The following is a 25528-nucleotide window of genomic DNA, read 5'->3' on the forward strand; positions in this document are numbered from 1 at the left end:
TAGACGCACTCACTACCCATGACGGAAACCGTAGCACTCAAGATCGTTCAACGCATCGCCTCCGAACTCGCGGTCCAGCCGCGGCAGGTCGCGGCAGCCGTGCAACTTCTCGACGAAGGCTCCACCGTTCCGTTCATCGCCCGCTACCGCAAGGAAGTGACGGGCAATCTGGACGACACGCAACTGCGACAGCTCGAGGAGCGCCTGCTGTACCTGCGCGAACTCGAGGAACGCCGCGCCACCATCCTCGCCAGCATCGAGGAACAGGGCAAGCTGACCGACGAGCTGCGCGGCGCCATCGAGACCGCCGACAGCAAGCAGGTGCTCGAGGACCTCTACCTGCCCTACAAGCCCAAGCGCCGCACCCGCGCGCAGATCGCCCGCGAGGCCGGCCTCGAGCCGCTCGCCCAGGCGCTGCTGGCCAACCCGCTGCTCGATCCGCAAGCCGAAGCCGCCGCCTACGTCGACGCCGACAAGGGCGTGGCCGACGTGAAGGCCGCGCTCGACGGCGCGCGCGACATCCTGTCCGAGCAGTTCGGCGAAACGGCCGAGCTGCTCGGCAAGCTGCGCGACTACCTGCACGGCCAGGGCGTGGTCTCCTCGGCCGTGGTGGAAGGCAAGGAGAACGAGGAAGGCGAGAAATTCCGCGATTACTACACGTATTCGGAAACGCTCAAGACGGTGCCTTCGCACCGCGCGCTGGCCCTGTTCCGCGGGCGCAACGCCGGCGTGCTGACGGTCAAGCTGGGCCTGGGCGAGGAACTCGACGCGCAGGTGCCGCATCCGGGCGAGGCGATGATCGCGCGCCATTTCGGCATCGCCAACCAGAGCCGCCCGGCCGACAAATGGCTGTCCGACGTGTGCCGCTGGTGCTGGCGCGTCAAGGTCCAGCCGCACCTGGAAACCGAGCTGCTGACCAAGCTGCGCGAGGACGCCGAGAGCGAGGCGATCCGCGTGTTCGCGCGCAACCTCAAGGATCTGCTGCTGGCCGCGCCCGCCGGCCCGAAGGCCGTGATCGGCCTGGATCCGGGCCTGCGCACGGGCGTCAAGGTGGCGGTGGTCGATCGCACCGGCAAGCTGCTCGCCACCGACACGATCTACCCGCACGAACCGCGCCGCGACTGGGACGGCTCGCTGGCCAAGCTCGCACGCCTGGCCGCGCAGACCCAGGCCGAGCTGATCAGCATCGGCAACGGCACCGCCTCGCGCGAGACTGACAAGCTCGCCAGCGAACTGATCTCGCGCCATCCCGAGCTGAAGCTGCAGAAGATCGTGGTGTCCGAGGCCGGCGCCTCGGTCTATTCGGCTTCCGAAACGGCGGCCAAGGAATTCCCCGAGCTCGACGTCACGCTGCGCGGCGCCGTCTCGATCGCGCGCCGCCTGCAGGATCCGCTCGCCGAGCTGGTCAAGATCGAACCGAAGGCGATCGGCGTCGGCCAGTACCAGCACGACGTCAACCAGCGCGAGCTGGCGCGTTCGCTGGATGCCGTGGTCGAGGACTGCGTGAACGCCGTGGGGGTCGACGCGAACACCGCCTCGGCCGCCCTGCTGGCGCGCGTCTCGGGGCTCAATGCCACGCTGGCGCGCAACATCGTCGATTTCCGCGACGCCAACGGCCCGTTCCCGTCGCGCGAGCATCTGCGTCGCGTGCCGCGCCTGGGCGACAAGACCTTCGAGCAGGCCGCCGGCTTCCTGCGCATCAACGGCGGCGAGAACCCGCTCGATCGTTCTTCGGTCCACCCGGAAGCCTATCCGGTGGTCGAGCGCATGCTCGCGAAGATCAGCAAGCGCATCGACGACGTGCTCGGCAATCGCGACGCGCTGGCCGGCCTCGCGCCGACCGAGTTCGTCGACGATCGTTTCGGTCTGCCGACGGTTCGCGACATCCTGTCCGAACTCGAGAAACCGGGCCGCGATCCGCGCCCCGAGTTCAAGACCGCGACCTTCCGCGAAGGCGTCGAGAAGGTATCCGACCTGATGCCGGGCATGGTGCTCGAGGGCGTCGTGACCAACGTGGCCGCGTTCGGCGCATTCGTCGACATCGGCGTCCACCAGGACGGCCTGGTCCACGTCTCGGCGATGTCGACCAAGTTCATCAAGGATCCGCACGAGGTGGTGAAGGCGGGCCAGGTGGTCAAGGTCAAGGTGCTCGATGTCGACGTGAAGCGCCAGCGCATCGCGCTGACGATGCGCATGGACGACGAACCCGGCGTCGCCACCAGCGGCAGCCGCGGCGGCGCCGGCAACGATCGCGGCGCGGCGCGCGGCGGCATGGGCGGCCGGCCGCAGCGCTCGCGCGAGCCGGAGCCGGCCGGCGCGATGGCGGCGGCCTTCGCCAAGCTCAAGCGCTGATCCATCCCGGGCTATTGAGCTTCGAAGCCCGCAGGAAACGAAAAACCCGCATCCCCGGATGCGGGTTTTTTCATGGCGCGCGCACAAAAGAAAAAGCCGCGCGCTCGCGCGGCTCCGTCGAGGGCAGCAACGGTAGCGGCGCTCGGCGCCGCAGCCACCTCCAGCCTCAGATCTCGATCTTGGTGCCGAGCTCGACCACGCGGTTGGCCGGGATCGAGAAGAAGTCGGTCGGCTTCGCGGCGTTCTGGTGCATCCAGGCGAACACACGCTCGCGCCAGATCGACATGCCGGGCAGATGGGTCGGCACCACCGTCTCGCGCGCGAGGAAGAACGAGGTGTCCATCAGCTCGAAGGACATGTCGTGCTTGCGGCCGATGTCCTCGAGCACGGCCTTCACGTCGGGCGTCTCGTTGAAACCGTATTCGGCCTTGACGATGTACAGCCCGCCGCCCGCCTCGTGCACCGTCACGCGCTCCTCGTCTCGCACATAGGGGATGTCGCGCGTGATGAAGGTCAGGAACAGCGTGCGCTCGTGCAGCACCTTGTTGTGCTTGAGATTGTGCAGCAGGCTCACCGGCACCAGCGTGTCGCTGCCAGTCAGGTAGATCGCCGTGCCCGAGACGCGATGCGGCGGATGCGCCAGCAACCCCTGCAGGAACGGCGTGAGCGGAATGCCGTCGGCGGCGGTGCGCTCCTTGACGATATGGCGGCCCTTGAACCAGGTGGTCAGCAGGAAGAACAGCAGCGCGCCGATGCCCAGCGGCAGCCAGCCGCCCTGCGCGACCTTCAGCAAGTTGGCACCGAAGAAGCCGAGGTCGATGATCATGAACACGCCGATGATGGCGGCCACCAGCAGGCGGTTCCACTTCCAGACGTTGATCATCACGACACCGGCCAGCACGGTGGTGATCACCATGGTGGCGGTCACCGCGATGCCGTAGGCGGCGGCCAGGTTATCGGAGGACTTGAAGCCGATCACGATGCAGAGGATTACGAACAACAGCAGCCAGTTCACCACCGGCACGTAGATCTGCCCGATCGCCAGATCGGAGGTGTGCAGCACCTTCATGCGCGGCACGTAGCCGAGCTGGATGGCCTGGCTGGTCAGCGAATAGGCACCCGAGATCACCGCCTGCGAGGCGATCACGGTGGCCACCGTGGACAGCACCACCAGCGGCAACAGCGCCCAGTCGGGCGCGAGCAGGAAGAACGGGTTCTCGATCGCCTTCGGATTCTGCATCAGCAGCGCGCCCTGGCCGAAGTAGTTCAGCACCAGCGAGGGCATCACCAGCACGTAGGCGGCGAGCCGGATCGGGCGCATGCCGAAGTGGCCCATGTCGGCATAGAGCGCCTCGGCGCCGGTCAGCACCAGCACCACCGAGCCGAGCACCACGTAGGCCTGCAGCACGTGGGCCGACATGAAGGAGAAGGCGTAGTAGGGATTGATCGCCGCGATCACCATCGGCACGCGCGCGATGTGGTAGATGCCGAGCGCGGCCAGCGTCAGGAACCAGATCACCATGATCGGGCCGAACAGCTTGCCGACCATCGCGGTACCGTGGCGCTGGATCCAGAACAGCGCGATCAGGATCACCACCGTGATCGGCAGCACCATGTGGCTCAACTGCGGCGTCGCGATCTCGAGGCCCTCGACGGCCGACATCACCGAGATGGCCGGCGTGATCACCGCGTCGCCGTAGAACATGCAGGCACCGAAGATGCCGAGCGCCATGAGGATCCTGGCGGCATTCCTGCGCGGTTCGATCGAGCGCAGCGCCAGCGCCATCAGCGCCAGCACGCCGCCTTCGCCGTTGTTGTCGGCGCGCATCACGAACAGCACGTACTTGACGCCAACCACCAGCATGATGGCCCAGAACAGCAGGGAGATCACCCCGAGGATCGAGGCCTGCGTCAGCGGGATCCCGTGGGAGGGGCTGAACGCCTCCTTCAGCGAATAGAGCGGGCTGGTGCCGATATCGCCGAACACCACGCCGATCGCCGCGACGGCGAGAGCCTGCAAGGAGGAAGAGCGTGTGTTCGAATGGTTCGTGTCGGTCATGGAAGCGTAACGTTCCGTTCTGGGGTCGGAAAAACGAGCGCTATTCTAGACTGACCGGGTCGCAATGCCACCTCGCGGTGTTGCCGTGATGCGACGCGGCGCGGCCAGTGTAGCATGCGTCCCCGTTTAGACGGAAAGCGCGCCGGCAGACGGGGCGCCGGCGCGCAAAATGAAATCGGCGCCCATGGGCGCCGATGCGGTGCGCCGCGCGATCGCTTCGCGCGGCGTGTCGAGCGAGTCGCTTACTGCGCCGCCTCGTCGTTGCGCTGCGTATAGCCGCGCTTGGTCCAGGCCACCAGGTTGTGCGGACGCAGCGTGTCCCACTCCTCGAAGGGCTGGTGGATCCAGGGATTCGTCACCAGATGCTGGACGAAATAGTCGGGCTTGACCTTCGAGCAGGCCTTGTACCAGAGCACCGCCGAGCGCACCGCCGTGACCGACGGATAACGCTCCTTCAGATGCTGCTGGACACGTGCGAGCGTGACGCCCGAATCGACCAGGTCGTCGACCAGCAGCACGTTGCCCGACAGGTTGCCGCGCGTCATGGTGATGTACTGCGCGATATCGAGATCGCCCTGCTGGGTACCGGCCGCCTCGCGATACGAACTGGTCGCGAGAATCGCGAGCGGCAGGTCGTAGATGCGCGAGAGCTGGTCGCCCACGCGCAGGCCGCCGCGCGCGAGGCAGAGGATCTGGTCGAACTTCCAGCCCGATTCGTGCACCGCGAGCGCGAGCAGCTCGACGAGCCGGTGATATTCGTCCCAGCCCACCCAGAGGTTCTTGTCGTCGTTGCGAGGATCGGACATGGCGATCGGAGCGCCGTGATGATTCGTGGCTTGCGTCATCGTGCGGGCGAACCTCAGACCTTGAACGGATGACGCAGCAGGATCGTCTCGTCGCGATCGGGGCCCGTCGACACCATGTCGATCAGCACGCCAGCCACTTCCTGGACGCGCGTCAGGTAGGCGCGGGCCGTCGCCGGCAGCGCATCCCAGCGATCGATGCCGACCGTGCTTTCCTTCCAGCCCGGGAAGGTTTCGTAGACCGGCTCGCAGCGCGCCACGTCGGCCGCGCCGCGCGGCAGCAGGTCGACGTCCTTGCCGTCGATCTTGTAGCCGACGCAGAGTTGCACTTCCTCGAGACCGTCGAGCACGTCGAGCTTGGTCATGCAGAGGCCCGACACGCCGTTGATCTGGATCGAGCGGCGCAGCGCGGCCGCGTCGAGCCAGCCGGTGCGTCGCGGACGGCCCGTGACCGAACCGAATTCCTTGCCGACGTTGGCCAGCGTCAGGCCGACCTGGCTCTGGCGCGCGGGATTGTCCGCGTCGTAGAGCTCGCTCGGGAACGGGCCCGAGCCCACGCGCGTGCAATAGGCCTTGGTGATGCCGAGGATGTAGTTGAGCTTCTGCGGGCCGACGCCGGCGCCTGCCGCGGCCGCACCGGCCACGCAGTTGCTCGAGGTGACGAACGGATAGGTGCCGTGGTCGATATCGAGCAGCGTGCCTTGCGCGCCTTCGAACAGCAGGTTCTGGCCTTGATGGTTCGCGTCGTAGAGACGGCGCGAGACATCGGTGACCATCGGCTTGAGACGATCGGCATAACCGAGCATCGTGTCGAGCGTGGCCTGGAAATCGACGGCCGCGCCGCCGAGATACTGGGTCAGCACGAAGTTGTGGAAGTCGAGGTTCTCGCGCAGGCGATCGGCGAAGGTCTTCGCGTCGAACAGGTCCTGCACGCGCAGCGCGCGGCGGCCGACCTTGTCTTCGTACGCGGGGCCGATGCCGCGGCCGGTGGTGCCGATCTTGTCGGCGCCGCGGCGGGCTTCGCGCGCCTGGTCGATCGCGACGTGGTACGGGAGGATCAGCGTGGCGGCTTCGGAGATGAACAGGCGCGAGCGCACGTCGATGCCCGCCTCTTCCAGCTCGCCGATTTCCTTGAACAGCGCCTCGGGCGACAGCACCACGCCGTTGCCGATGTAGCAGGCCGTGCCCGCGCGCATGATGCCGGAAGGAATGAGGCGCAAGATGGTTTTCTTGCCGCCGATGATGAGGGTGTGACCGGCGTTGTGACCGCCCTGGAAACGCACGACGCCGTGAGCGTGGTCCGTCAGCCAGTCGACGATCTTGCCCTTGCCTTCATCTCCCCACTGGGTTCCCACGACGACGACATTGCGCCCGGGAGTCACATTCACTGCGCTGGCAGACATGTTGATTCGTTAGCTGGTTAAAAACGTATTCTACCTAGGTTCGGCGCGGGTTCCGAATTTTTCCGTTTCGCGTCAACGATATGGCACCCGAAACATCCGCGCCGCGCTTGTTTCAGCGGGTCTGGACGAGCCACGTGCCGCCCTGCTCGACCAGCACGCGGTCGCAGGCGAACTCGTCGAGCACGTGATCGTGCCCCGGCAGCGCCTGGATCACGACCTCGCCTGCATCGCGCAGCGCGGCCACCGCCACGCGCAGCGCCTCGTCCTGGCGCCAGGGCGCGAGGATCGCCGTGCCGCGTGCCTCGATCGGCGAGATCCGCGCGATTTCGCGCAGGTCCAGCGAGAAGCCGGTGGCCGGGCGGGCGCGGCCATAGGCCTGCCCGACGTGGTCGTAACGGCCGCCACGCGCCACCGCGTTCGGCACGCCGTCGACGTAGGCCGAGAACATCGCGCCGCTGTGATAGGCGTAGCCGCGCAGGTCGGCCAGGTCGATCGCGACCTCGGCGCCCTGCACCTGGGCCGCGAGCTGCGCGAGATCGTCGAGCGCGCGCGCGATTTCTGGCAGCGCCGGCAACTGACGACGCGCCTCGTCGATCACCGAGGCATCGCCGTACAGATGCGGCAGCGCGCGCAAGGCGGCGCGCGTATCCGGCCCCAGATCCTCGGTCAGTTCGTTCAGGAGCGGCACGTCCTTGCCGGCCAGCGCGCCGTACAGCGTCTCGCCACGCGCGGCGGCCACCGCGTCGCGCGAGAACAGCGCATTGAGCACGCCGGCGTGGCAGAGGTCGAGGCGGATCGTGCCGATGCCGCTCAGGCGCAGCGCGTCGAGCATCAACTGCTGCACCTCGAGATCGGCCTCGAGGCCGGCGTGGCCGTACAGCTCGGCGCCGATCTGGATCTGCTCGCGCGTCGCGTGCAGGCCGCGCGGCCGCGTATGCAGCACGTTGCCCGCGTAGCAGAGGCGCGTCACGCCCTGGCGGTTCAGCAGGTGCGCGTCGATCCGCGCGACCTGCGGCGTCATGTCGGCACGCAGGCCCAGGGTTCGGCCCGACAGCTCGTCGACGAGCTTGAAGGTGCGCAGGTGCAGATCGTTGCCGCCGCCGGTCAGCAGCGACTCGAGATACTCGAGGAGGGGCGGCATCACCATTTCATAGCCATACGAACGGAAGCGGTCGAGCAGCCTGCGACGCAGCTCCTCGATCTTGCGTGCTTCCGACGGCAGCACGTCGGCAATATTCTCGGGAAGTAACCAGGTCGACATCGTCACGGTCCTACGACAGAAACTGCGGCGCGCGCTGGCGCGCCGGATTTGGAATCGGATGGTGCAAATACCGGGCCTTTGGCGCAGCACGCGAGGCGGCGGCGCACGCGGCGCGACGCGATCCGGCCCGATGGGCCGGAATCGGTCAAAACAGGAGAAAACGGGCCGGATCGACGGCCCTACGTCAGGTCGAGAAGACGAGCAGCACGAGGCCGATCACCATCACGATCAGGCCGCCGATCCGGATATGATGCGGCGGCCGCTCCGCTATTCTACGAAAGGTGTCGCGCCAGGCGACCGGAAACACGAACGGGAACGCGCCTTCGATGATCAGCATCAGCGCGAGAGCGAGCAACAGCGAACCGGCCAGATCCATGCGGTATCGATGCGCCGCGCGAAGCGGCGCCCCTTCTCAGCGTCAGTGTTTGCGGGGAGCGGGAGCCGGCGCCGCGGAAGCACCGCCGCCCGTCGGGCTGCGCATGAAGCGGAAGAACTCGCTGTCCGGGTCGACGACGATCACATCGTTCGCATGGAAGGTGTTCCGGTACGCCTGCAGGCTTGCATAGAACTGGTAGAACTGCGGATCGCGGCCGAAGGCTTCGCCGGCGATCGAGGCGGCCTTCGCGTCCCCCTCGCCCTTGATCTGCTGGGCCGACTGGTAGCCGTCCGCGAGGATCTGCTGTTGCTGGCGGCCCGCCTCGGCCTTGATGCGCTCCGCGTCGGCCGCGCCTTCGGCGCGCTCGGTATCGGCACGCTCGCGCTCGGCCACCGACATGCGGCGATAGGCAGCCTCGGCCGCGGCGGCGGGCAGGTCCACGCGCAGCAGCGACACGTCGGCGATCTCGACGCCGTAGTCGGCGGCCGCGGTTTGCAGCGAACGCTTGGCTTCGTCGGCGATGGCCTGTTGCGCGCCGATCGCGTCGACCAGCGAGCGCGTCGAGAACGCCTGTGTCAACGCGCCCTTCAGCGAGGCCAGCAGCGGATCCACCGCATCTCGCAGGCCGCCTTCGGTCTTCGCGTAGTACTTGAGCGGATCGGCGATCCGGTAGCGCACCGCCGGGCTGACCAGCACGTCCTGCTTGTCGGCCGTGGTGCAGCTCTGCGGATCGGCCCATTCGAGCGTCTGCAGGCGCGTGTCGACCAGCACGGCCGTCTGCAGCGGCGCCGGCAGCTTCGCGTGCAGGCCGGGGCCCAGCACGGTCGGTTCGCCGTCGCCGCGGGCCGACAACACCGCCGCGTGACGCGGATCGACGATGAACACGGTGGACGACGCGACGAACGCGACCACCACAAGCGCAATGACGAGCGCAACGATTCGATTCATGTGTGGCGCTCCCCTTTACTGCAGATCGTCTTCGCGCGACCGGCTGCGGAACGCCTCGCGCGATCGCAGCGGATCGTTGCCGGGCGCCGCGCTGGCGGCATTGGCGGCGCTCGCGGCCGGCGCGGCGCTCACCGATGCCGCGGTGGCACCGGAGGATGCCGGCGCGGCGTTGCCCGCATCGGGTGCGCTGGCCGGCTGCCCGGCCGCGGCCGGCGCGGCGCCGCTGGCGGCTTCGGCCGCGCGCTGACGCTGCTGCTCGACGATCTTGTCGATCGGCAGGTAGACCAGGCTGTTGCCGCTCTTGCTGCCGATATAGACCTTGGTGGCCTTCGAGTAGATGTCCTGCATGGTGTCGAGGTACATGCGCTCGCGCACCACCGCCGGCGCCTTCTCGTATTGCGCGTAGACCTGCTTGTAGCGATCCGCGTCGCCCTGTGCCTGCGTCACGACGCGATCGGCATAGGCTTTCGCGTCGTCGACCAGCTTGGCGGCATCGCCGCGCGCGCGCGGCAGCAGATCGTCGGCATAGGCCTGCGCCGCATTCTTGGCCGCCTCGCGCTCCTGGCGCGCCTTGCCGATCTCGTCGACCGCCGCCTGCACCTGCTCGGGCAGTTGCGCGGCCTGAATCACCACGCCCGTCACCACCAGGCCCGTCTGCTCGCGGTCGAGATCACCCTGGATCGCCGCGCTCAATTGATCGCGCAGCTTGTCGCGATCGGCGCCCGTCACTTCGCTGGCCGCCGCGGCGCCCACGATGCGACGAATCGCCGCCTGCGCCGACTGGCGCACGGCGAGCTCGGGATCGACGGTTCGGAACAGGTAGTCGGTGGCGGAGCGGACCCGGTACTGGACGATGAAGCGCACGTCGACGATGTCGCCATCGCGCGTGAGCATTGAGGCATCCTTCACGTTCGCCACGCGCACCACGTTGTTGCGGCCGATCTCGGTGGCGTGGATCTGGGCGGTATCGACGATCTCGTGCGACTCGAACGGATACGGCAGGCGCCAGTGAACGCCCTGGCCGACCGTGCCGCGAGATTCGCCGAACTGCAGCACCACGCCGGTCTGGCCGTCGGGCACCACGAACACGCCGCTGCCGGCATAAACGGCGACCAGCACGCCGATCACGATGCCGACGCCAACCCTCGCCGCGCGACCGTTGTCGGGGCGAAAGCCGCGATTGCCGCCGCCGCCCTTGCCGCCGAACAGGCCAGCCAGGCGCCGGTTGAAATTGCGCCACATTTCGTCGAGATCGGGGGGGCCTTCGCCGTCGGGCGGCGGACGCTTCGGGTCGTTCTTGCGGGACTTGTCGCCATTGCCCTCGCCGCGACCCCAGCGGGGATCGTTGATCGACAGCATCGGGCGCTTGCGCAGCCAGGAACTCCGCTCGTTGTAATCGTTCACCTGAGTTTGTTCACCAGATTGGGCCTCGACTGTGCCGGCAGGCTGCCGGTCAGTGCCCGTGTTCGGAAACCGTGTGGTCGTCGTGCGGTTCGGTCAGCCCGTTGCCATCGAACCGAACGTCGCGCTCGGGCAGCAACCCCGTGCCGGCAAGCGCATCGCTGCTCGCGATTTCGGCAATGGCGGCGCGCAGCGTATCGAGCCCCTGGCCCGTGCGTGCGCTCAAAAAGACGCGCGAAATATTACCATACTCATCGCGCTCGACCGCGTCGCCGCGGGCCGCCAGCTCGGGCACCGCGTCGATCTTGTTGAATACCAGCACCTGCCGGATCGCGTCCGCGCCGATCTCGTGCAGCACGTCGTTGACCTGCTCGATCTGCTCGAGCCGAACCGCGCTGGAGGCGTCGACCACGTGCAGCAGCAGGTCGGCGTGAATGGTTTCCTCGAGCGTGGCGCGGAACGCGGCCACCAATTGGTGAGGCAGCTCGCGGATGAAGCCGACCGTGTCGGACACCACAATCTGGCCGACCTCGTCGCCGAGATAGACACGTCGCGAGGTGGTGTCGAGCGTGGCGAACAGCTGGTCGGCCGCATAGGCCTGCGCCTTGGTCAGCGCATTGAACAGCGTCGATTTGCCCGCGTTCGTGTAGCCCACCAGCGACACCGACATGGTGCGGTTGCGCTCGCGTTGGCGGCGCTGCGTGTTGTGCTGGCGGCGCAGCTTGTCGAGCCGCGACTTCAGCATCTTGATGCGCTCGCCGATCAGCCGGCGGTCGGTTTCGAGCTGCGTTTCGCCGGGGCCGCGCAGGCCGATACCGCCCTTCTGCCGCTCCAGGTGGGTCCAGGCGCGGATCAGCCGCGTCGACAGGTACTGCAGCTGCGCCAGCTCGACCTGCAGCTTGCCTTCGTGGCTGCGCGCGCGCTGCGCGAAGATGTCGAGGATCAGGCTGGTGCGGTCCACCACGCGGCGGTTCAGCGTGCGCTCGAGATTGCGCTGCTGGGCGGGGGCGAGCGGGTGGTTGAAGATGACGATGTCGACGTCGTTGGCGTCGCAGGCCAGACGCAGTTCCTCGGCCTTGCCGCTGCCGATGAACATGGCGGCGTCGGGGCTGGAGCGTCGACCGGTGAGCGTGACTGCGGGGCGGGCACCCGCGCTGGAGGCGAGCAGGCTGAGTTCTTCGAGACTGGCCTCGAAATCGGTCTTGCCGAAATCGATGCCGACTAACGCTGCGTTGATCAAATTATCGGGTGTCAAGATAAGGCGGCTGGCGTGGATCGCCGGCGGCGACGGACGCCAGCCGCGGCAATCGGGTTAGGACGAAGCTTCCGCATCCGGGTGGAAATTCACCGGGCGCGCCGGCACGACCGTCGAGATAGCGTGCTTGTAAACCATCTGGGTAACCGTGTTACGGAGCAACACGACGTACTGGTCGAACGATTCGATGTTCCCTTGCAGCTTGATGCCGTTGACGAGGTAGATCGACACCGGCACATGCTCCTTACGCAGTGCGTTCAAAAACGGGTCTTGTAACAATTGCCCTTTGTTGCTCATGGCGTACTCCATCTTTTTTGCAGGTTGATCTTCTAGATTGGCGGTGAAGAAAAAGAGATCCACCGTCAATCGCTACACTATAGCCGATTTTGCTTCCCCTGCTCCGGGGCCGGCCGTTCGGTCTAGTCGCCGCGCCCCTTGTCCGCGTAGGGGTTCACCGAGGAGCGGAACTCTATTCGCAATGGAGTGCCGGTCAGCGCGAAAGTTTCCCGGAAACGATTCTCGAGATAGCGCTTGTAGGTTTCGGTGACGGCATCGAGCGCATTGCCGTGGACCACGATCACGGGCGGATTCTGGCCGCCCTGATGCGCATAGCGCAGCTTCGGCCGGACCGGACCGCGGCGGCGCGGCTGCTGGAATTCGACCGCCTCGATCAGCGCGCGCGTGAGCTTCGGCGTCGGCAGCTTCTTCATGGCGGCGGCATAGGCGTCGTCGACCGAGCGCAGCAGCGGGCCGATGCCGGTCTTCTCGGCCGCCGAGATGAAGTGGAACTTGGCGAATTCGAGGAATTTCAGCTTGCGGGTCAGGTCCGCCTTGGTGCGATCGCGCGTGTGAGCATCGAGCCCGTCCCACTTGTTCACGCCCACCACCAGCGCGCGGCCCTGCTCCACCACGAAGCCGGCGATGTGCGCGTCCTGGTCGGAGATGTCCTGCTGCGCATCCAGCAGAAGAATGACGACGTTGGCGTCGGAGATCGACTGCAGCGTCTTCACCACCGAGAATTTCTCGATCGCCTCGAACACCTTGCCGCGACGGCGCAAGCCGGCCGTGTCGATCAGCGTGTAGGGCTTGCCGTTGCGCTCGAAGTCGACGTAGATCGAATCACGCGTGGTGCCCGGCATGTCGAAGGCGATTACGCGATCCTCGCCGATCAGCGTGTTGACCAGCGTCGACTTGCCGACGTTCGGGCGGCCCACGATGGCAATCTTCACGCCGCGTGAGGCCTGGGTATCGTCGGCTTCCTCGGGCTGGCCGGCGTAGGCGACTTCCAGCGCCTCGTTGATCATGTCGGTCACGCCGTCGCCGTGCGCGGCCGAGATCGCGCGCGGGTCGCCCATGCCGAGCTCGTAGAAGTCGGAGGCGACCGCCGTGTACTTCATGCCCTCGGCCTTGTTGACCACCAGGAAGATCGGCCGGCCAGTCTTGCGCAGGTAGTCGGCGATCGACTTGTCCTGCGGAGCGAGCCCGTTGCGGCCGTCGACGATGAACACCACCACGTCGGCTTCCTCGACCGCCTGGCGCGTCTGGCGCGCCATTTCGTGCAGGATCCCGTCCTTCGCGACCGGCTCGAAGCCGCCCGTGTCGACCACCAGGTAAGGGCGCGCGCCAGCCCGGCCCTCGCCGTAATGGCGGTCGCGCGTGAGGCCCGGCAGGTCGGCGACGAGGGCGTCGCGCGAGCGTGTGAGCCGGTTGAACAGCGTGGATTTCCCCACATTGGGGCGCCCGACGAGGGCAATGACCGGTTTCATTTGATGTCGTCTACGGTATTACGCAGGAGCGGGAGACCTGCCGCGCGCGAGATGCGCTGCGACGGGCGGCTGCGTTGAATGAAAATTAGCACGAATTCCGCGCCGCGACGGGCGCTCGCGTGCGACTCGCGCAACGCGTGAACACGGCGGCATGCCGCCCGGGCAGCGCGCCGGCCCCATCCGCTCGGGGGCATCGGCGGCAATCGCCACGCCAAAAAACATGCGCGGCCCGCGCCATCGGGCGCCGGGCCGCGCAATTCCAAACCGATCGCTCAGCGCGGACGGAAGCCGTACAGCTCGCCGCCCTGCGTCTGCACCACCAGCGTGTCGCCGGCCAGCACCGGCGCCGCCGTGATCGGGCTGCCGTCCGTCTTCATGCGCGCGACGAAGGAACCGTCGTCACGCGACAGGAAGTGGACGAAACCCTTGTAGTCGCCGAGCACCAGCGCATGGCCGAGCAGGTAAGGCACGCCGACATCGCGGCTCTTGAGCTTGTCGTTGCGCCAGAGCTGGTTGCCGGTCGACACGTCGTAGGCCGTGACCACCGACCAGTCGTCGCCGCCAGCCAGCACGGTATCGTCCTGCGCCACGCCGCTGCGGCTCGAGAAAGCCTTCTCCCAGAGCGGCCGGCCCGAGTTCGCATCGAAGCAGCCGATCTGCCCCTGGAAGGTGACGGCGCAGGTAAGTGCGCCGACCAAGGTGGGCGGGCCGCTGACGTCGTTGATCCGCTCGACCTCGGTCACGCCCTTCGGGAACGAAACCGGCGTCTGCCAGAAGGCGTCGCCCGACTGCAGGTTGATGGCCACCAACCCGCCGCCGGGGAAACCGGCCAGCACGGCCTGGTCGCCCGCGAAGGTCATGCCGGCCGACACGCGCAGGTTCAGCGGCACCGCGCGGCTGCGGTAGACCCACTTCTGCTCGCCGGTCTGCGCGGCGAAGGCGATCACCTGGCCGTCGATGGTGCGCACGATCACCAGGCCATTGCCGACCAGCGGCGGCGAGAAGATCTCGCCCTGCACGTTGGTCTGCCAGAGCTGCTTGCCGTCCGCGCCGAGCACGAACACGCCGCCCTTGAGCGCGCCGACCGCGGTCAGCGTGCCGTCGCTGCCGACGCCGGCCGACAGGTCCGAGCGCAGCTTGGTGCGCCACACGGTCTGGCCGGTCTTGGCATCGATCTTCTCGACCGTGCCGTTGGCGGCTGCGGCGTACACCGCGTCGCCGACCGCGATCGGCGAGAACGAATAGCGCCCGCCCTTGCCGACGCTCGTCTTCCACGCCTGCTGGACATTGAGCACGGGCTTGATCTCGGTGAGCGGCGTCGGCACGCGGCGCGCGTCCTTGGTGGCCGAGCAAGCCGACAGCGCGAGAATGGCAGCGGCACAGGCGATCGGAAGAGCGTTACGTTTCAGCAAATTCATCGGTGAGCGAAGCTATCTAGGGTTGTGGAACGAGCGTGGACGCTCAGCTACCGAGCGCGTCGAGCTTGAACTGCACGAGCTGGCGCGCACGCTGGTCTTCCTTCGGCAGCGAGTCGAGCGCGAGCTGGTAGGCCGAGCGCGCGTCGTCGCGCTTGCCCTGCGCCGCCAGCAGGTCGCCGCGCCGGTCCGCGACGAGACCCTTGAAGCCTTCGTCGGACGTGCCGTTGAGCAGTGCCAGGCCGGCGTCATAGGACTTCTCGTCGAGCAGCAGCGAGGCCAGGCGCAGCTTCGCGATTTGCTTGTACTCGTCGTCCTTCGCGTGATCGATCGCCCATTGCAACTGGGTCTTGGCACCAGCCGAATCGCCCGCCATGTACAGGCCCTTGGCCGCCGCCAGCGCCGTCATCTGCGCATAGGCGGTGCCGCCGTACTTGTCTTCCATGTCGGCGGCCGCGCGCGCGATCTTCGCCTTGTCGCCGGAGGTGACGGCCTGCTGCACCGCCTCGTATAGCCCGGAAGCTTCGGAGGCCTGATGGCGCTGCCAGAAATTCCAGCCGTTCCAGGCCGCGACGACGACGAGCACGGCAGTCAGGATCCAGGTCGTCAGGTTGCCCCAGCGGGCCCACCACGCTTTTACGCTTTCAATCGATTCTTGTTCGTCGTGATAACTCATCGCCTAGCGATTCCTTCTGTCCAGCTTGTTGTCGAGCGGATGCGCCGCGATCAGTCGTCGCCGTCTTCGGCGGATGCAACCATCGCATTGATTAGAAATTCGGTCAAGTTCTCGACCGTTACCGTCTGCTGCGCGCTCTTTTCGCCTTCCGCGCCGCGCAAGGCCTTCACGCCGGCCGTGCCGTTGGCGACCTCGTCCTCGCCGAGGATCACCGCGTAGGCGGCGCCGCTCGCGTCGGCGCGCTTCATCTGCGACTTGAAGCTGGCGCTCGCGCCGTCGGCGCTGCAGTGGAAAATCACGTCGAGGCCGGTGTCGCGCAGGCGCTCGCCGATGATGAAGGCCTGTTCGCGCGCCGCCTCGCCCTGGTGGACGAGATAGACGTCGACGCCGTCCTGCTCCGGCACGAGCTGCTCTTCCTTGAGCAGTTCGAGGATCCGCTCGACGCCCATCGCCCAGCCGCAGGCCGCCGTCGGCTTGCCGCCGAGTTGCTCGATCAGCGGGTCGTAGCGGCCGCCAGCGGCCACCGTGCCCTGCGCGCCGAGCTTGTCGGTCACCCATTCGAACACGGTCAGGTTGTAGTAATCGAGGCCGCGCACCAGGCGCGGATTGATCGTGAACGGCACGTTGTTGGCCTTCAGCAGGCGCTGCAGGCCGTCGAAGTGCGCGCGCGAGCTCTCGCCGAGGAAGTCGATCAGCTTCGGCGCGTTCTGCGCGATCGCCTGCAGGGCCGGATTCTTGGTGTCAAGCACGCGCAGCGGGTTCGTGTAGAGACGGCGCTTGGCATCCTCGTCGAGCACCTCGACGTGCTGCTCAAGGTACTTGATCAGCTCGACGCGGTGCGCGGCGCGCTCCTCGGCCAGGCCGAGCGAGTTGATCTCGAGCTTGATGCCGGTCAGGCCCAGGTCATCCCACAGGCGCTGGCACATCATGATGATTTCCGCGTCCGCATCCGGGCCGGCAAAACCGATCGCTTCCACGCCGACCTGGTGGAACTGGCGATAGCGGCCGCGCTGCGGGCGCTCGTGGCGGAACATCGGGCCGACGTACCAGAGGCGCTTCGGGCCGTCATACAGCAGGTTGTGCTCGATCGCGGCACGCACCACGGCGGCGGTGTTCTCCGGACGCAGGGTCAGGTTCTCGCCGTTCAGCGCGTCGGTGAAGCTGTACATCTCCTTCTCGACGATGTCGGTCACTTCGCCGATGCCGCGCGTAAACAGTTGCGTATGCTCGACGATCGGGGTGCGGATGTTCTGGTAGCCGTAGGCGCGCAGCAGCGACTTCACGGTCGACTCGAAGAATTCCCACAGTCCGGCATCCTGCGGGAGGATGTCGTTCATGCCCTTCACGCCCGTCAGTTTTTCGAGCTTTCGCTTGGTTTCGGTCATCTGATTTCGGTTGACGATTTATTGCTCGGCCGTTGCCTGGCCGTAGTTGCGCGCGACGTAATCGCTCACGATTTGCTGGAATTCCTCGGCGATGCGCTCGCCGCGCAGCGTCTTGACCTTCTCGCCGTCGATGAACACGGGCGCGGCCGGATTCTCGCCCGAGCCCGGCAGGCTGATGCCGATGTTGGCGTGCTTCGACTCGCCCGGCCCGTTGACGATGCAACCCATCACCGCGACGTTCATCTTCTCGACGCCCGGGTAGGTCTTGCGCCAGGACGGCATCTGCTCGCGCAGGTAGGTCTGGATCTGCATCGCCAGTTCCTGGAACAGCGTGCTGGTGGTGCGGCCGCAGCCCGGGCAGGCGATCACCATCGGCGCGAACGAACGCAGGCCCATGGTCTGCAGGATTTCCTGGCCGACCACCACCTCGCCGGTACGCGGCGCGCCCGGCTCCGGCGTCAGCGAGATGCGGATCGTGTCGCCGATGCCTTCCTGCAGCAGCACGCCGAGCGCCGCCGTCGAGGCGACGATGCCCTTCGAGCCCATGCCGGCCTCGGTCAGGCCCAGGTGCAGCGCGAAGCCGCAGCGCTTGGCCAGTTCGCGATAGACGGCGATCAGGTCCTGCACGCCGCTGACCTTGCATGACAGGATGATCTTGTCGCGACCGAGGCCCAGTTCGACGGCGCGCTCGGCCGAGCCGATCGCCGACTGGATCAGTGCCTCGTACATCACGCTCTGCGCGTCCCAGGGAGCGCTGCGCGCGGCGTTCTCGTCCATCATGCGCGCGAGCAGGTCCTGGTCCAGGCTGCCCCAGTTCACGCCGATGCGCACCGGCTTGTCGTACTTGGCGGCAGCCTCGATCATCTGCGCGAACTGCGTGTCGCGCTTGGCGCCCTGGCCGACGTTGCCCGGGTTGATGCGGTACTTCGAGAGCGATTCGGCGCAGGCCGGGTAGTCGCGCAGCAGCAGGTGGCCGTTGTAATGGAAGTCGCCCACCAGCGGCACCGCGACGCCCATCCGGTCGAGTTGCTCACGGACCGCCGGCACGGCGGCCGCGGCCTCGGGCGTGTTCACGGTGATCCGGACCAGCTCCGACCCCGCGTTGGCCAGTTCCTTGATCTGGATCGCGGTGCCGATCGCGTCGGCGGTATCGGTATTGGTCATCGACTGCACGCGCACGGGCGCGTCGCCGCCGATCGTCACCAGGTTCCCGCCCCAACGGACATCCACCGCGTGCGAGCGGCGGCGCGGCAAGGAGCCGCCGAACACCGGTTCGGTGGAACAAATCTGGCTGCTGCGTGGGGATTGAGCTTCGGATTGCATCGTTGGATCCATTTACGCCGGAAGCGCCGCCCGCGGACGGCGCGCGAATTGAAAAAGCGTCGTGCCCGGTCAGCCACGACGCTAGCTGTCAGGGCAGCGCGAAGCGCGCGACGTTGCCCTTACCCGCCGAATATTTTGCCGGATCGACGATTTTTCCGTCGAACGTGACCGACTCGAGGCCGGCCCGGTTGCCGATCGTCACGCGCAGCGGCGTATCGCCCGCCACCTGGCGCGTCTCGCCGGCCTTCACGAGGGCCGACACGAGTTCCTTGCCGCTCTTGTCACGCACGCTGACCCAGCAATCCTGCTTGACCGTGATGCCGAGCACCGACTGGCCGGCCGCCGCGACAACGCTCGCGCCATCGGCCGACGATGCCGCGGCCGGCGCCACGGCCGACGACCCGGGCTGGGCCGGCGCCGCGGCCGAAGCGCCAGCGTCGTCCGTGGCCGGCGCACTGCCGCCGGCACTCGCCACGGCATCCGAGGCGACACCGCCCGTCACCGTCGAGCCGCCCACCGCGATCGCGGTGGTATCGGAGGTGGCTGCCGCCTGGGCCGCCACCGAGGAAGCCTGCCCGGCTTCCGAGGCGGCCGGCGATGCCGCACCGGTATTGGACTTGAAGCGCGCGAGCCAGTTCGCGGAATCGCCGCTCGAATGCCACATCGCCGCCGCGATCAGCACCACGATCACCGCCAGCACGCCCCACAGCCAGGTGCGACCGCGCGTGGGCGCGCCGAGCGGAATCGAGACGCGGCCGCGCGGCAGGCCGGTACCGGCCGAGGCCGGCATCGACAGATCGACCTCCGGCACGCCCTTCTCACGACGCAGCGCCTGCGCGAACGGTTCCGGATCGACGCCGAGCATCTTCGCGTAGCTGCGCACCACGCCAGCCGCGAAGGTCGCGCCCGGCATCTGGCTGATATCGCCGGCCTCCAGCGCGCGCAGCTTCGGCGCCGCCACCTTCAGGCGAGAGGATACGTCCGCTACCGACCAACCCTTTGCCTCGCGCAGCTGCGCGAGGCGCGCCCCGACCGCCGCCAACGACTCCAACCCCGCCGACGCCGGCTTGTGCTCGGCGTTCGTCTCTGTGCCTCTTGGCGGTTGCGGCTCGCTCATCCTAATCCTCGCGTCGATTCTTCTTCACTTACGCGACCGCGCCGGCGCATCGCCCGGCGCCGAAGCGCAACCGTTAAACAGAGGCGGGCCAAGCCCGCCCCGGATCGCTTTCGCGTCGCCCGGACTTCCCCGTCAGACAGCCCGGACTTCGATGATCTTTCCCGCTCCCGTCCGTTCCGCCAGGCGCGTGCGGTCCTTCACGGCGCCGGCAAGCTGACCGCAGGCGGCGTCGATGTCATCGCCGCGCGTCTTGCGCACGGTCGTGACCACGCCGGCATCGATCAGGATCTGCGAGAACTGCTTGATCCGCTCGTTCTTCGAGCGAAGCAGCCCCGATTCCGGGAACGGATTGAACGGGATCAGATTGAATTTGCACGGCACGTCGCGGGTCACCGCGAGCAACTCGCGCGCATGCGCGTCGGTGTCGTTGACGCCGTCGAGCATGCAGTATTCGAATGTGATGAAATCCCGCGGCGCGACGGTCAGATAGCGCTGACATGCGGCCATCAGCTCCCGCAGCGGGTACTTCTTGTTGAGCGGCACCAGTTCGTCGCGCAGCGCATCGTTCGGCGCATGCAGCGACACCGCCAGCGCCACCGGCAGTTCGGCGCCGAGGCGGTCCATCATCGGCACCACGCCGGAGGTGGAGAGCGTCACGCGGCGCCGCGACAGCCCGTAGGCGTTGTCGTCGAGCATCAGCCGCATGGCTGGCACCACCGCACTGTAATTGAGCAGTGGCTCGCCCATGCCCATCATCACCACATTGGTGACGACGCGATCGGCTTTGCCGTTCGGCCCGGGGGCACGCCCGAGCGATTCGCGCAGCGCGAATTCCGCCATGCGCAATTGTCCGACGATTTCAGCCGTCGAGAGATTGCGCGAAAAACCCTGCTTGCCTGTCGAACAGAACCGACAGTTCACGGCACACCCGGCCTGCGAGGACACGCACAGCGTGCCGCGCGTTTCTTCAGGGATGAACACGGTCTCGACCGCGTTGCCGTTGCCCACGTCGATCAGCCACTTGCGCGTGCCGTCCGACGAGACGTGATCGCTGGCGATCTCGGGCATGCCGATCATCGCGCGGCCCTTGAGCTTTTCGCGCAAGGACTTTGCGAGATCGGTCATGCCGTCGAAATCGGCGGCGTTGTACTGATGAATCCAGCGCTGCAACTGCTTGGCGCGAAACGGCTTCTCGCCGAGGCTGCCGCAATACGCGACGAGGCCTTCGGCGTCGAAGTCGAGAAGATTGACGGAAGTTTCGCTCGTCATGGTGCCCTGCCTTGCCGCGTGCGCCGGATTCCGTTACCCGCTTAGCGCGAGTAGACGTTCAGGCCGGCGAAGAAGAACGAGATTTCGACGGCTGCCGTTTCCGGCGCGTCCGAGCCGTGCACGGCGTTGGCATCGATGCTGTCAGCGAAATCGGCACGAATGGTACCGGCTTCGGCCTTCTTCGGATCCGTCGCGCCCATCAGGTCGCGGTTCTTCAGGATAGCGTTCTCGCCTTCCAGAACCTGGATCATCACCGGGCCCGAGATCATGAAGTCGACCAGGTCCTTGAAGAACGGACGTGCTGCGTGGACAGCGTAGAACTGCTCTGCCTCACCGCGCGACAGGTGCGCCATACGAGCCGCGACGACCTTCAGGCCAGCGCCTTCGAAACGGCTGTAGATCTGACCGATCACGTTCTTTGCCACTGCATCCGGCTTGATGATCGACAGGGTGCGCTCGATTGCCATAAAAACTCCAAGAAATTAAGAAGTTACGTTTTCAAATGAATCCGCTATTGTAACACGTTCCCGTGTATCATAGCGATTGAACCCTTACACAATCGTAAGGTCGAAAACCGGGTATGCTGACACTTGCGCGTCGCCCGTGTTTTCTTGCTCGGCGGCCCTTGAAACCTTGGGCCGGCAAACCGATCTTATGCAGTGCGGCGCCCGGATTGCTGCAGCGCATCGCGATGCGTCCGGTTCCCGATCGCTGTCACGTTCCATGCTAGGAGAAACCATGAACGACTATCCGTACAACTTCGGTCGCGGCGGTACGCTGGCCTCGGCCGAAACCCGCAACCGCGTGCTGCGGAATACTTACTGGCTGCTCGCGCTCTCGATGATCCCGACCGTGCTCGGCGCCTGGGTCGGGGTCGCGACCGGTTTCTCGCTGTTCGCGGCCACCAGCCCGATGATGAGCCTGCTGGCCTTCTTCGCGATCGCCTTCGGCTTCATGTTCGCGATCGAGCGCACCAAGAACAGCAGCGCCGGCGTGTTCGTGCTGCTCGGCTTCACGTTCTTCATGGGCCTGATGCTGTCGCGACTGCTCAGCTTCATCCTCGGCTTCTCGAACGGCCCGTCGCTGATCATGCTCGCCTTCGGTGGCACCGGCGTGATCTTCGCCGCGATGGCCACCGTCGCCACGGTCAGCAAGCGCGATTTCTCGGGCCTGGGCAAATGGCTGTTCGTCGGGGTGATCGTGCTGATCCTGGCTTCGGTCGCCAACATGTTCCTGCACCTGCCGGCGCTGATGCTGACGGTGTCGGTGCTGGCGATCGTGATCTTCTCGGCCTACATGCTGTTCGACGTGCAGCGCGTGGTGAACGGCGGCGAGACGAACTACATCACGGCCACGCTGGCGATCTACCTCGACCTGTACAACGTCTTCACCAACCTGCTCGCCCTGCTCGGCATCTTCGGCGGCAACCGCAACTGAGCGGAATCACCGCGATGCGGATCAAGAAAAACCGGCCTTCGGGCCGGTTTTTTCATGCCCGTTCGAGATCGGCTCAGTCGCGCTCGAATACCGCGATCGATTCGACGTGCGAGGTATTGGGGAACATGTTGACGACGCCCGCGCCGCGCAGCCGATAGCCGGCCTCGTGCACCAGCAGGCCGGCGTCGCGCGCCAGCGTGGCCGGGTTGCAGGAGACGTAGACGATCCGCGTCGGCAAGGGGCCTTCGCCGCTCTGCGCGATCTCGGCCAGCGCCTTCGAGACGGCCAGCGCGCCTTCGCGCGGCGGATCGACCAGGAACTTGTCGAATGCGCCGAGGGCACGCAGGTCGTCGGCCGTCACCTCGAACAGGTTGCGGCAGGCGAACGAGGTATGGCCGTCGACGCCGTTCTCCTTGGCATTGGCCAGGGCGCGCGTGGTCAGCGCCTCGCTGCCCTCGATCCCCACCACCTCGCGCGACAGACGCGCCAGCGGCAGGGTGAAGTTGCCGATCCCGCAGAACAGGTCGAGCACGCGGTCCTCGCGGCGCGGCGCGAGCAGGCGCAGCGCGCGGCCGACCAGCACGCGATTGATCTGATGGTTGACCTGGGTGAAGTCGGTCGGCTTGAACGGCATGCGGATGTTGAATTCCGGCAGCGTGTAATCGAGCGACTTGTCGAGCGGGTATAACGGGAACACCGAATCCGGCCCCTTCGGCTGCAGCCAGAACTGCACCTGGTGGGCATCGGCGAACTCGCGCAGCAGCGCCTCGTCGGCCGCGTTGATCGGTTCGAGCACGCGCAGCACCAGCGCGGTCACGCTCGAGCCGACCGCCAGTTCGATCTGCGGCATGCGATCGCTGATCGAGAGCCCCTCGACCAGCCGGCGCAGCGGCACGAGCAGGGCCGAAACGTGCGGCGGCAGCACCTCGCAGCTGGTCATGTCGGCCACGTAGCTGCTCTTCTTCTCATGGAAACCAACCAGCACGCCGCCCTTCTTCGCGACGTTGCGCACGGTCAGCCGCGCGCGATAGCGATAGCCCCACGACGGCCCGTGGATCGGCGAGAACATCGCCTCCGAGCGCAGCTTGGCGAGATGCCACAGATTGTCCTCGAGCACGCGCTGCTTGATCGCGACCTGCGCACGCACGTCGAGATGCTGCATCGAGCAGCCCCCGCAGGTACCGTAGAACTGGCACTTCGGCTCGCTGCGCATCACGCTCGGGCGCAACACCTCGACCAGGGTGGCCTGCTCGTAGCTGGCCTTGCGGCGATAGCTCGAATAGGTGACGCGCTCGCCCGGCAGCGCGCCCTCGACGAAGATCACCTTGCCGGACTCGCCGTCCTCGTTCACGATGCGGCCGACGCCGCGCGCCTCGTGGTCGAGCGATTCGATCTCGATGGGCGCGCTGACTTGCACGACGGGCGCGTTCCGGGACTTGCGCGCGGGAGTGTGGGCGGCTTCAGACACCAGCTTTTCCTGACATTCGTTTGTGGGAAGGCGAGATTGTAGACGAATGGCCGCCCCGCATCGGAGATTCGCCATGCAACTGATCAACTGGAACGTTCAATGGGGTCGGGACGCGAGCGGTCGCGTCGATCTCGGCCGCACCGTGGCCGAGGCGCGTGCACTCGCCGACTTCGACGTGCTGTGCCTGCAGGAACTCACGCGCGGCTTCGACAGCCTGCCCGGCGGCCCCGGGGCGGACCAGTTCGCCGAACTGGCCGCGCTGCTGCCCGGCTACACGGTGATCGAGGCGCTCGCCGTCGACCTGCCGCCCGATCCTGGCCAAGCAGCCGCCGGCGCGCCGCGGCGCCAGTTCGGCAACGCCATCGCCACGCGCCTGCCGGTGGGGCGGATCCTGCGCCACACGCTGCCCTGGCCGGCCGACGACAGCGTGCCCTCGATGCCGCGCGTGGCGCTCGAGGCGAACCTGCAGACCGCACACGGCCCGCTGCGTGTCGTCACCACCCACCTGGAATTCTATTCGGGGGCGCAGCGCATGGCCCAGGTCGAGGCCTTGCGCGAGCAGCATCGCGAGGCGCTCGACCACGCGCGGCACCCGGCCTCCGCCGAAAAGACCGGCAGCGCCTTCACGGCATCGGCGCGGGCACGCGACGCGGTCGTCTGCGGGGACTTCAACAGCGCCTGGCGCGACGATGCCTACCGACGCCTGCTGGCCCCGATCGACGGCGCACCGGCTTTCGTCGATGCCTGGATGCACGCCCATCCCGGCGAGACGCCACCGCCGACGGCCGGCGTCTACGACACGCAGCAGTGGCAGCAAGGCTCGCTGACCTGCGACTTCGTGTTCGTGACCGAAACGCTGCGCGAGCGGATCCTGCGCTGCGAGATCGACAGCACGACACGCGCCTCCGATCACCAGCCGATCCTGCTCGAATTGCGCAACTGAGCGGGTCGCGCGCCCGGGGACGCACAATGAAAAACGGCGAATCGATTCATCGGAATCGATTCGCCGTGCGTCACCAAGCGCTGGATTATTTGGGAAATGCCGCCAAGTATTCGGCCCAATGCGGCGCCGGCTCGGCCACCAGGCTGTCCTTCACGAGTTGCACCTCGTCCGCGTATTCGACCGCGGTGAGACCGCCGCGCATCATCTGGAAGCGACAGTACAGCAGATAGGTATTGACGACATCGGTCTCGCAGTAATTGCGGATCGCCTCGAGCTCGCCCGCGCGATACGCCTCCCAGACCTGCCCGCCGTCCATCCCCAGCTTGCCCGGGAACCCGCACAGCTTGGCCAGCGCGTCGAGCGGCGCGTTCGCGCGCGGCTGGTACAGCGCCAGCAGATCCATCAGGTCGGTATGCCGGGTGTGGTAGCGCGACAGGTAGTTGTTCCACTTGAACTCGCGATCGTCCTCGCCCATGTCCCAGTAACGCGGCGCGGCGATGCCGTGCACCAGTGCGCGGTAATGGAGCACCGGCAGGTCGAAGCCGCCGCCGTTCCACGACACGAGCTGCGGCGTGTATTTCTCGATGGTCCGGTAGAAGGACTGGATCAGCGCGGCCTCGCCGTCCGCGGCGGTACCGAGCGAGCGCACGCGGAAGCCGCTCTTGTCGCGGAACACGCAGGAGATCGCCGCCACCCGTTGCAGGTGATGCGGCAGGAAATCGCCCCCCGTCTTTTCGCGGCGGGCCTCGAACGCATGTTCGGCCACTTCCTCGTCGCTGAGGTCGGCGGGAAGATCTTCGAGACGGCGAATACCGTCGACATCGGGAATTGTCTCGATGTCAAAAACCAGAATTGGAGTCATGAATCAGTT

22 protein-coding genes are annotated in these 25528 nt (G+C 66.8%); 3 read left to right on the forward strand and 19 right to left on the reverse strand.

Annotation, left to right across the window (positions count from 1 at the left end):
- Positions 1-18 precede the first annotated feature (18 nt).
- Entirely contained in the window at positions 19-2352 is a 2334-nt protein-coding gene (locus BM43_RS34580; RefSeq protein ID WP_036039586.1) for a Tex family protein, read from the forward strand.
- Positions 2353-2518: 166 nt separating this feature from the next.
- On the opposite strand, the gene BM43_RS34585 is transcribed toward BM43_RS34580, so the two are convergent.
- The 17 genes from BM43_RS34585 to ndk form a co-directional block, all read right to left on the reverse strand.
- The gene (locus BM43_RS34585; RefSeq protein WP_036051319.1) at positions 2519-4411 is read right to left on the reverse strand and encodes a potassium transporter Kup; all 1893 of its coding nucleotides are present in this window, start codon (positions 4409-4411) and stop codon (positions 2519-2521) included.
- 242 nt (positions 4412-4653) lie between these two features.
- On the reverse strand, positions 4654-5256 hold the full coding sequence (locus tag BM43_RS34590; protein ID WP_036051317.1) for a phosphoribosyltransferase: 603 nt from the start codon (positions 5254-5256) through the stop codon (positions 4654-4656).
- 14 nt (positions 5257-5270) lie between these two features.
- Positions 5271-6617 (reverse strand): adenylosuccinate synthase, encoded by a 1347-nt coding sequence (locus BM43_RS34595; RefSeq protein WP_036051314.1) that lies wholly within the window; start codon positions 6615-6617, stop codon positions 5271-5273.
- 112 nt (positions 6618-6729) lie between these two features.
- Positions 6730-7878: an ATP phosphoribosyltransferase regulatory subunit gene (locus BM43_RS34600; protein ID WP_036051313.1), complete on the reverse strand. Its 1149-nt coding sequence runs from the start codon at positions 7876-7878 to the stop codon at positions 6730-6732.
- Between the two features lie 184 nt (positions 7879-8062).
- A complete protein-coding gene (locus BM43_RS34605) occupies positions 8063-8254 on the reverse strand; it encodes a DUF2065 domain-containing protein (protein WP_013698238.1) in 192 nt (63 codons plus the stop codon).
- A gap of 42 nt (positions 8255-8296) precedes the next feature.
- Positions 8297-9202: a protease modulator HflC gene (hflC, locus tag BM43_RS34610; RefSeq protein WP_025097662.1), complete on the reverse strand. Its 906-nt coding sequence runs from the start codon at positions 9200-9202 to the stop codon at positions 8297-8299.
- Between the two features lie 15 nt (positions 9203-9217).
- Positions 9218-10606: an FtsH protease activity modulator HflK gene (gene hflK / locus BM43_RS34615; protein ID WP_036051311.1), complete on the reverse strand. Its 1389-nt coding sequence runs from the start codon at positions 10604-10606 to the stop codon at positions 9218-9220.
- Positions 10607-10655: 49 nt separating this feature from the next.
- On the reverse strand, positions 10656-11843 hold the full coding sequence (hflX, locus tag BM43_RS34620; RefSeq protein ID WP_172535073.1) for a GTPase HflX: 1188 nt from the start codon (positions 11841-11843) through the stop codon (positions 10656-10658).
- A 72-nt stretch (positions 11844-11915) separates the two neighbouring features.
- Entirely contained in the window at positions 11916-12155 is a 240-nt protein-coding gene (gene hfq / locus BM43_RS34625) for an RNA chaperone Hfq (protein WP_006399927.1), read from the reverse strand.
- A gap of 122 nt (positions 12156-12277) precedes the next feature.
- Complete coding sequence (der, locus tag BM43_RS34630) at positions 12278-13624, reverse strand: ribosome biogenesis GTPase Der (RefSeq protein WP_013698242.1); 1347 nt, start codon at positions 13622-13624, stop codon at positions 12278-12280.
- 272 nt (positions 13625-13896) lie between these two features.
- Entirely contained in the window at positions 13897-15042 is a 1146-nt protein-coding gene (bamB, locus tag BM43_RS34635; protein ID WP_036051309.1) for an outer membrane protein assembly factor BamB, read from the reverse strand.
- 43 nt (positions 15043-15085) lie between these two features.
- Positions 15086-15715, reverse strand: a complete 630-nt coding sequence (locus BM43_RS34640) for a tetratricopeptide repeat protein (RefSeq protein ID WP_013698244.1) — start codon at positions 15713-15715, stop codon at positions 15086-15088.
- A 50-nt stretch (positions 15716-15765) separates the two neighbouring features.
- Positions 15766-17100 carry a histidine--tRNA ligase gene (hisS, locus tag BM43_RS34645; RefSeq protein ID WP_025097657.1) on the reverse strand — a complete coding sequence of 445 codons (1335 nt, stop codon included), beginning with the start codon at positions 17098-17100 and terminating at the stop codon, positions 15766-15768.
- An 18-nt stretch (positions 17101-17118) separates the two neighbouring features.
- The gene (ispG, locus tag BM43_RS34650; protein WP_025097656.1) at positions 17119-18423 is read right to left on the reverse strand and encodes a flavodoxin-dependent (E)-4-hydroxy-3-methylbut-2-enyl-diphosphate synthase; all 1305 of its coding nucleotides are present in this window, start codon (positions 18421-18423) and stop codon (positions 17119-17121) included.
- Positions 18424-18511: 88 nt separating this feature from the next.
- Positions 18512-19540, reverse strand: a complete 1029-nt coding sequence (locus BM43_RS34655) for a helix-turn-helix domain-containing protein (protein WP_036051307.1) — start codon at positions 19538-19540, stop codon at positions 18512-18514.
- Positions 19541-19672: 132 nt separating this feature from the next.
- Positions 19673-20809 (reverse strand): dual-specificity RNA methyltransferase RlmN, encoded by a 1137-nt coding sequence (gene rlmN / locus BM43_RS34660; protein WP_013698248.1) that lies wholly within the window; start codon positions 20807-20809, stop codon positions 19673-19675.
- Positions 20810-20850: 41 nt separating this feature from the next.
- On the reverse strand, positions 20851-21276 hold the full coding sequence (gene ndk, locus BM43_RS34665; protein WP_013698249.1) for a nucleoside-diphosphate kinase: 426 nt from the start codon (positions 21274-21276) through the stop codon (positions 20851-20853).
- A gap of 271 nt (positions 21277-21547) precedes the next feature.
- Between ndk and BM43_RS34670 the strand changes: the two genes are divergently transcribed.
- The gene (locus BM43_RS34670) at positions 21548-22246 is read left to right on the forward strand and encodes a Bax inhibitor-1/YccA family protein (protein WP_036039602.1); all 699 of its coding nucleotides are present in this window, start codon (positions 21548-21550) and stop codon (positions 22244-22246) included.
- Positions 22247-22319: 73 nt separating this feature from the next.
- On the opposite strand, the gene rlmD is transcribed toward BM43_RS34670, so the two are convergent.
- Complete coding sequence (gene rlmD / locus BM43_RS34675) at positions 22320-23714, reverse strand: 23S rRNA (uracil(1939)-C(5))-methyltransferase RlmD (RefSeq protein WP_036051305.1); 1395 nt, start codon at positions 23712-23714, stop codon at positions 22320-22322.
- A gap of 73 nt (positions 23715-23787) precedes the next feature.
- On the opposite strand from rlmD, the gene BM43_RS34680 reads away from it, so the two are divergent.
- Positions 23788-24657 carry an endonuclease/exonuclease/phosphatase family protein gene (locus tag BM43_RS34680; RefSeq protein ID WP_036051304.1) on the forward strand — a complete coding sequence of 290 codons (870 nt, stop codon included), beginning with the start codon at positions 23788-23790 and terminating at the stop codon, positions 24655-24657.
- An 85-nt stretch (positions 24658-24742) separates the two neighbouring features.
- Here BM43_RS34680 and BM43_RS34685 read toward each other — a convergent pair whose 3' ends face one another.
- Positions 24743-25519, reverse strand: coding sequence for a 3'-5' exonuclease (locus tag BM43_RS34685; protein ID WP_013698253.1), 777 nt, complete (start codon positions 25517-25519; stop codon positions 24743-24745).
- Positions 25520-25528 lie beyond the last annotated feature (9 nt).

Source organism: Burkholderia gladioli (assembly GCF_000959725.1).
GTDB lineage: Bacteria > Pseudomonadota > Gammaproteobacteria > Burkholderiales > Burkholderiaceae > Burkholderia > Burkholderia gladioli.

Coding starts and splice junctions, on each gene's coding strand:
- BM43_RS34580 (WP_036039586.1), top strand. CDS start 19: ATGACGGAAACCGTAGCACTCAAGATCGTTCAACGCATCGCCTCCGAA.
- BM43_RS34585 (WP_036051319.1), bottom strand. CDS start 4,411: ATGACCGACACGAACCATTCGAACACACGCTCTTCCTCCTTGCAGGCT.
- BM43_RS34590 (WP_036051317.1), bottom strand. CDS start 5,256: ATGACGCAAGCCACGAATCATCACGGCGCTCCGATCGCCATGTCCGAT.
- BM43_RS34595 (WP_036051314.1), bottom strand. CDS start 6,617: ATGTCTGCCAGCGCAGTGAATGTGACTCCCGGGCGCAATGTCGTCGTC.
- BM43_RS34600 (WP_036051313.1), bottom strand. CDS start 7,878: ATGTCGACCTGGTTACTTCCCGAGAATATTGCCGACGTGCTGCCGTCG.
- BM43_RS34605 (WP_013698238.1), bottom strand. CDS start 8,254: ATGGATCTGGCCGGTTCGCTGTTGCTCGCTCTCGCGCTGATGCTGATC.
- hflC (WP_025097662.1), bottom strand. CDS start 9,202: ATGAATCGAATCGTTGCGCTCGTCATTGCGCTTGTGGTGGTCGCGTTC.
- hfq (WP_006399927.1), bottom strand. CDS start 12,155: ATGAGCAACAAAGGGCAATTGTTACAAGACCCGTTTTTGAACGCACTG.
- der (WP_013698242.1), bottom strand. CDS start 13,624: ATGAAACCGGTCATTGCCCTCGTCGGGCGCCCCAATGTGGGGAAATCC.
- bamB (WP_036051309.1), bottom strand. CDS start 15,042: ATGAATTTGCTGAAACGTAACGCTCTTCCGATCGCCTGTGCCGCTGCC.
- BM43_RS34640 (WP_013698244.1), bottom strand. CDS start 15,715: ATGAGTTATCACGACGAACAAGAATCGATTGAAAGCGTAAAAGCGTGG.
- hisS (WP_025097657.1), bottom strand. CDS start 17,100: ATGACCGAAACCAAGCGAAAGCTCGAAAAACTGACGGGCGTGAAGGGC.
- ispG (WP_025097656.1), bottom strand. CDS start 18,423: ATGCAATCCGAAGCTCAATCCCCACGCAGCAGCCAGATTTGTTCCACC.
- BM43_RS34655 (WP_036051307.1), bottom strand. CDS start 19,540: ATGAGCGAGCCGCAACCGCCAAGAGGCACAGAGACGAACGCCGAGCAC.
- rlmN (WP_013698248.1), bottom strand. CDS start 20,809: ATGACGAGCGAAACTTCCGTCAATCTTCTCGACTTCGACGCCGAAGGC.
- ndk (WP_013698249.1), bottom strand. CDS start 21,276: ATGGCAATCGAGCGCACCCTGTCGATCATCAAGCCGGATGCAGTGGCA.
- BM43_RS34670 (WP_036039602.1), top strand. CDS start 21,548: ATGAACGACTATCCGTACAACTTCGGTCGCGGCGGTACGCTGGCCTCG.
- BM43_RS34680 (WP_036051304.1), top strand. CDS start 23,788: ATGCAACTGATCAACTGGAACGTTCAATGGGGTCGGGACGCGAGCGGT.
- BM43_RS34685 (WP_013698253.1), bottom strand. CDS start 25,519: ATGACTCCAATTCTGGTTTTTGACATCGAGACAATTCCCGATGTCGAC.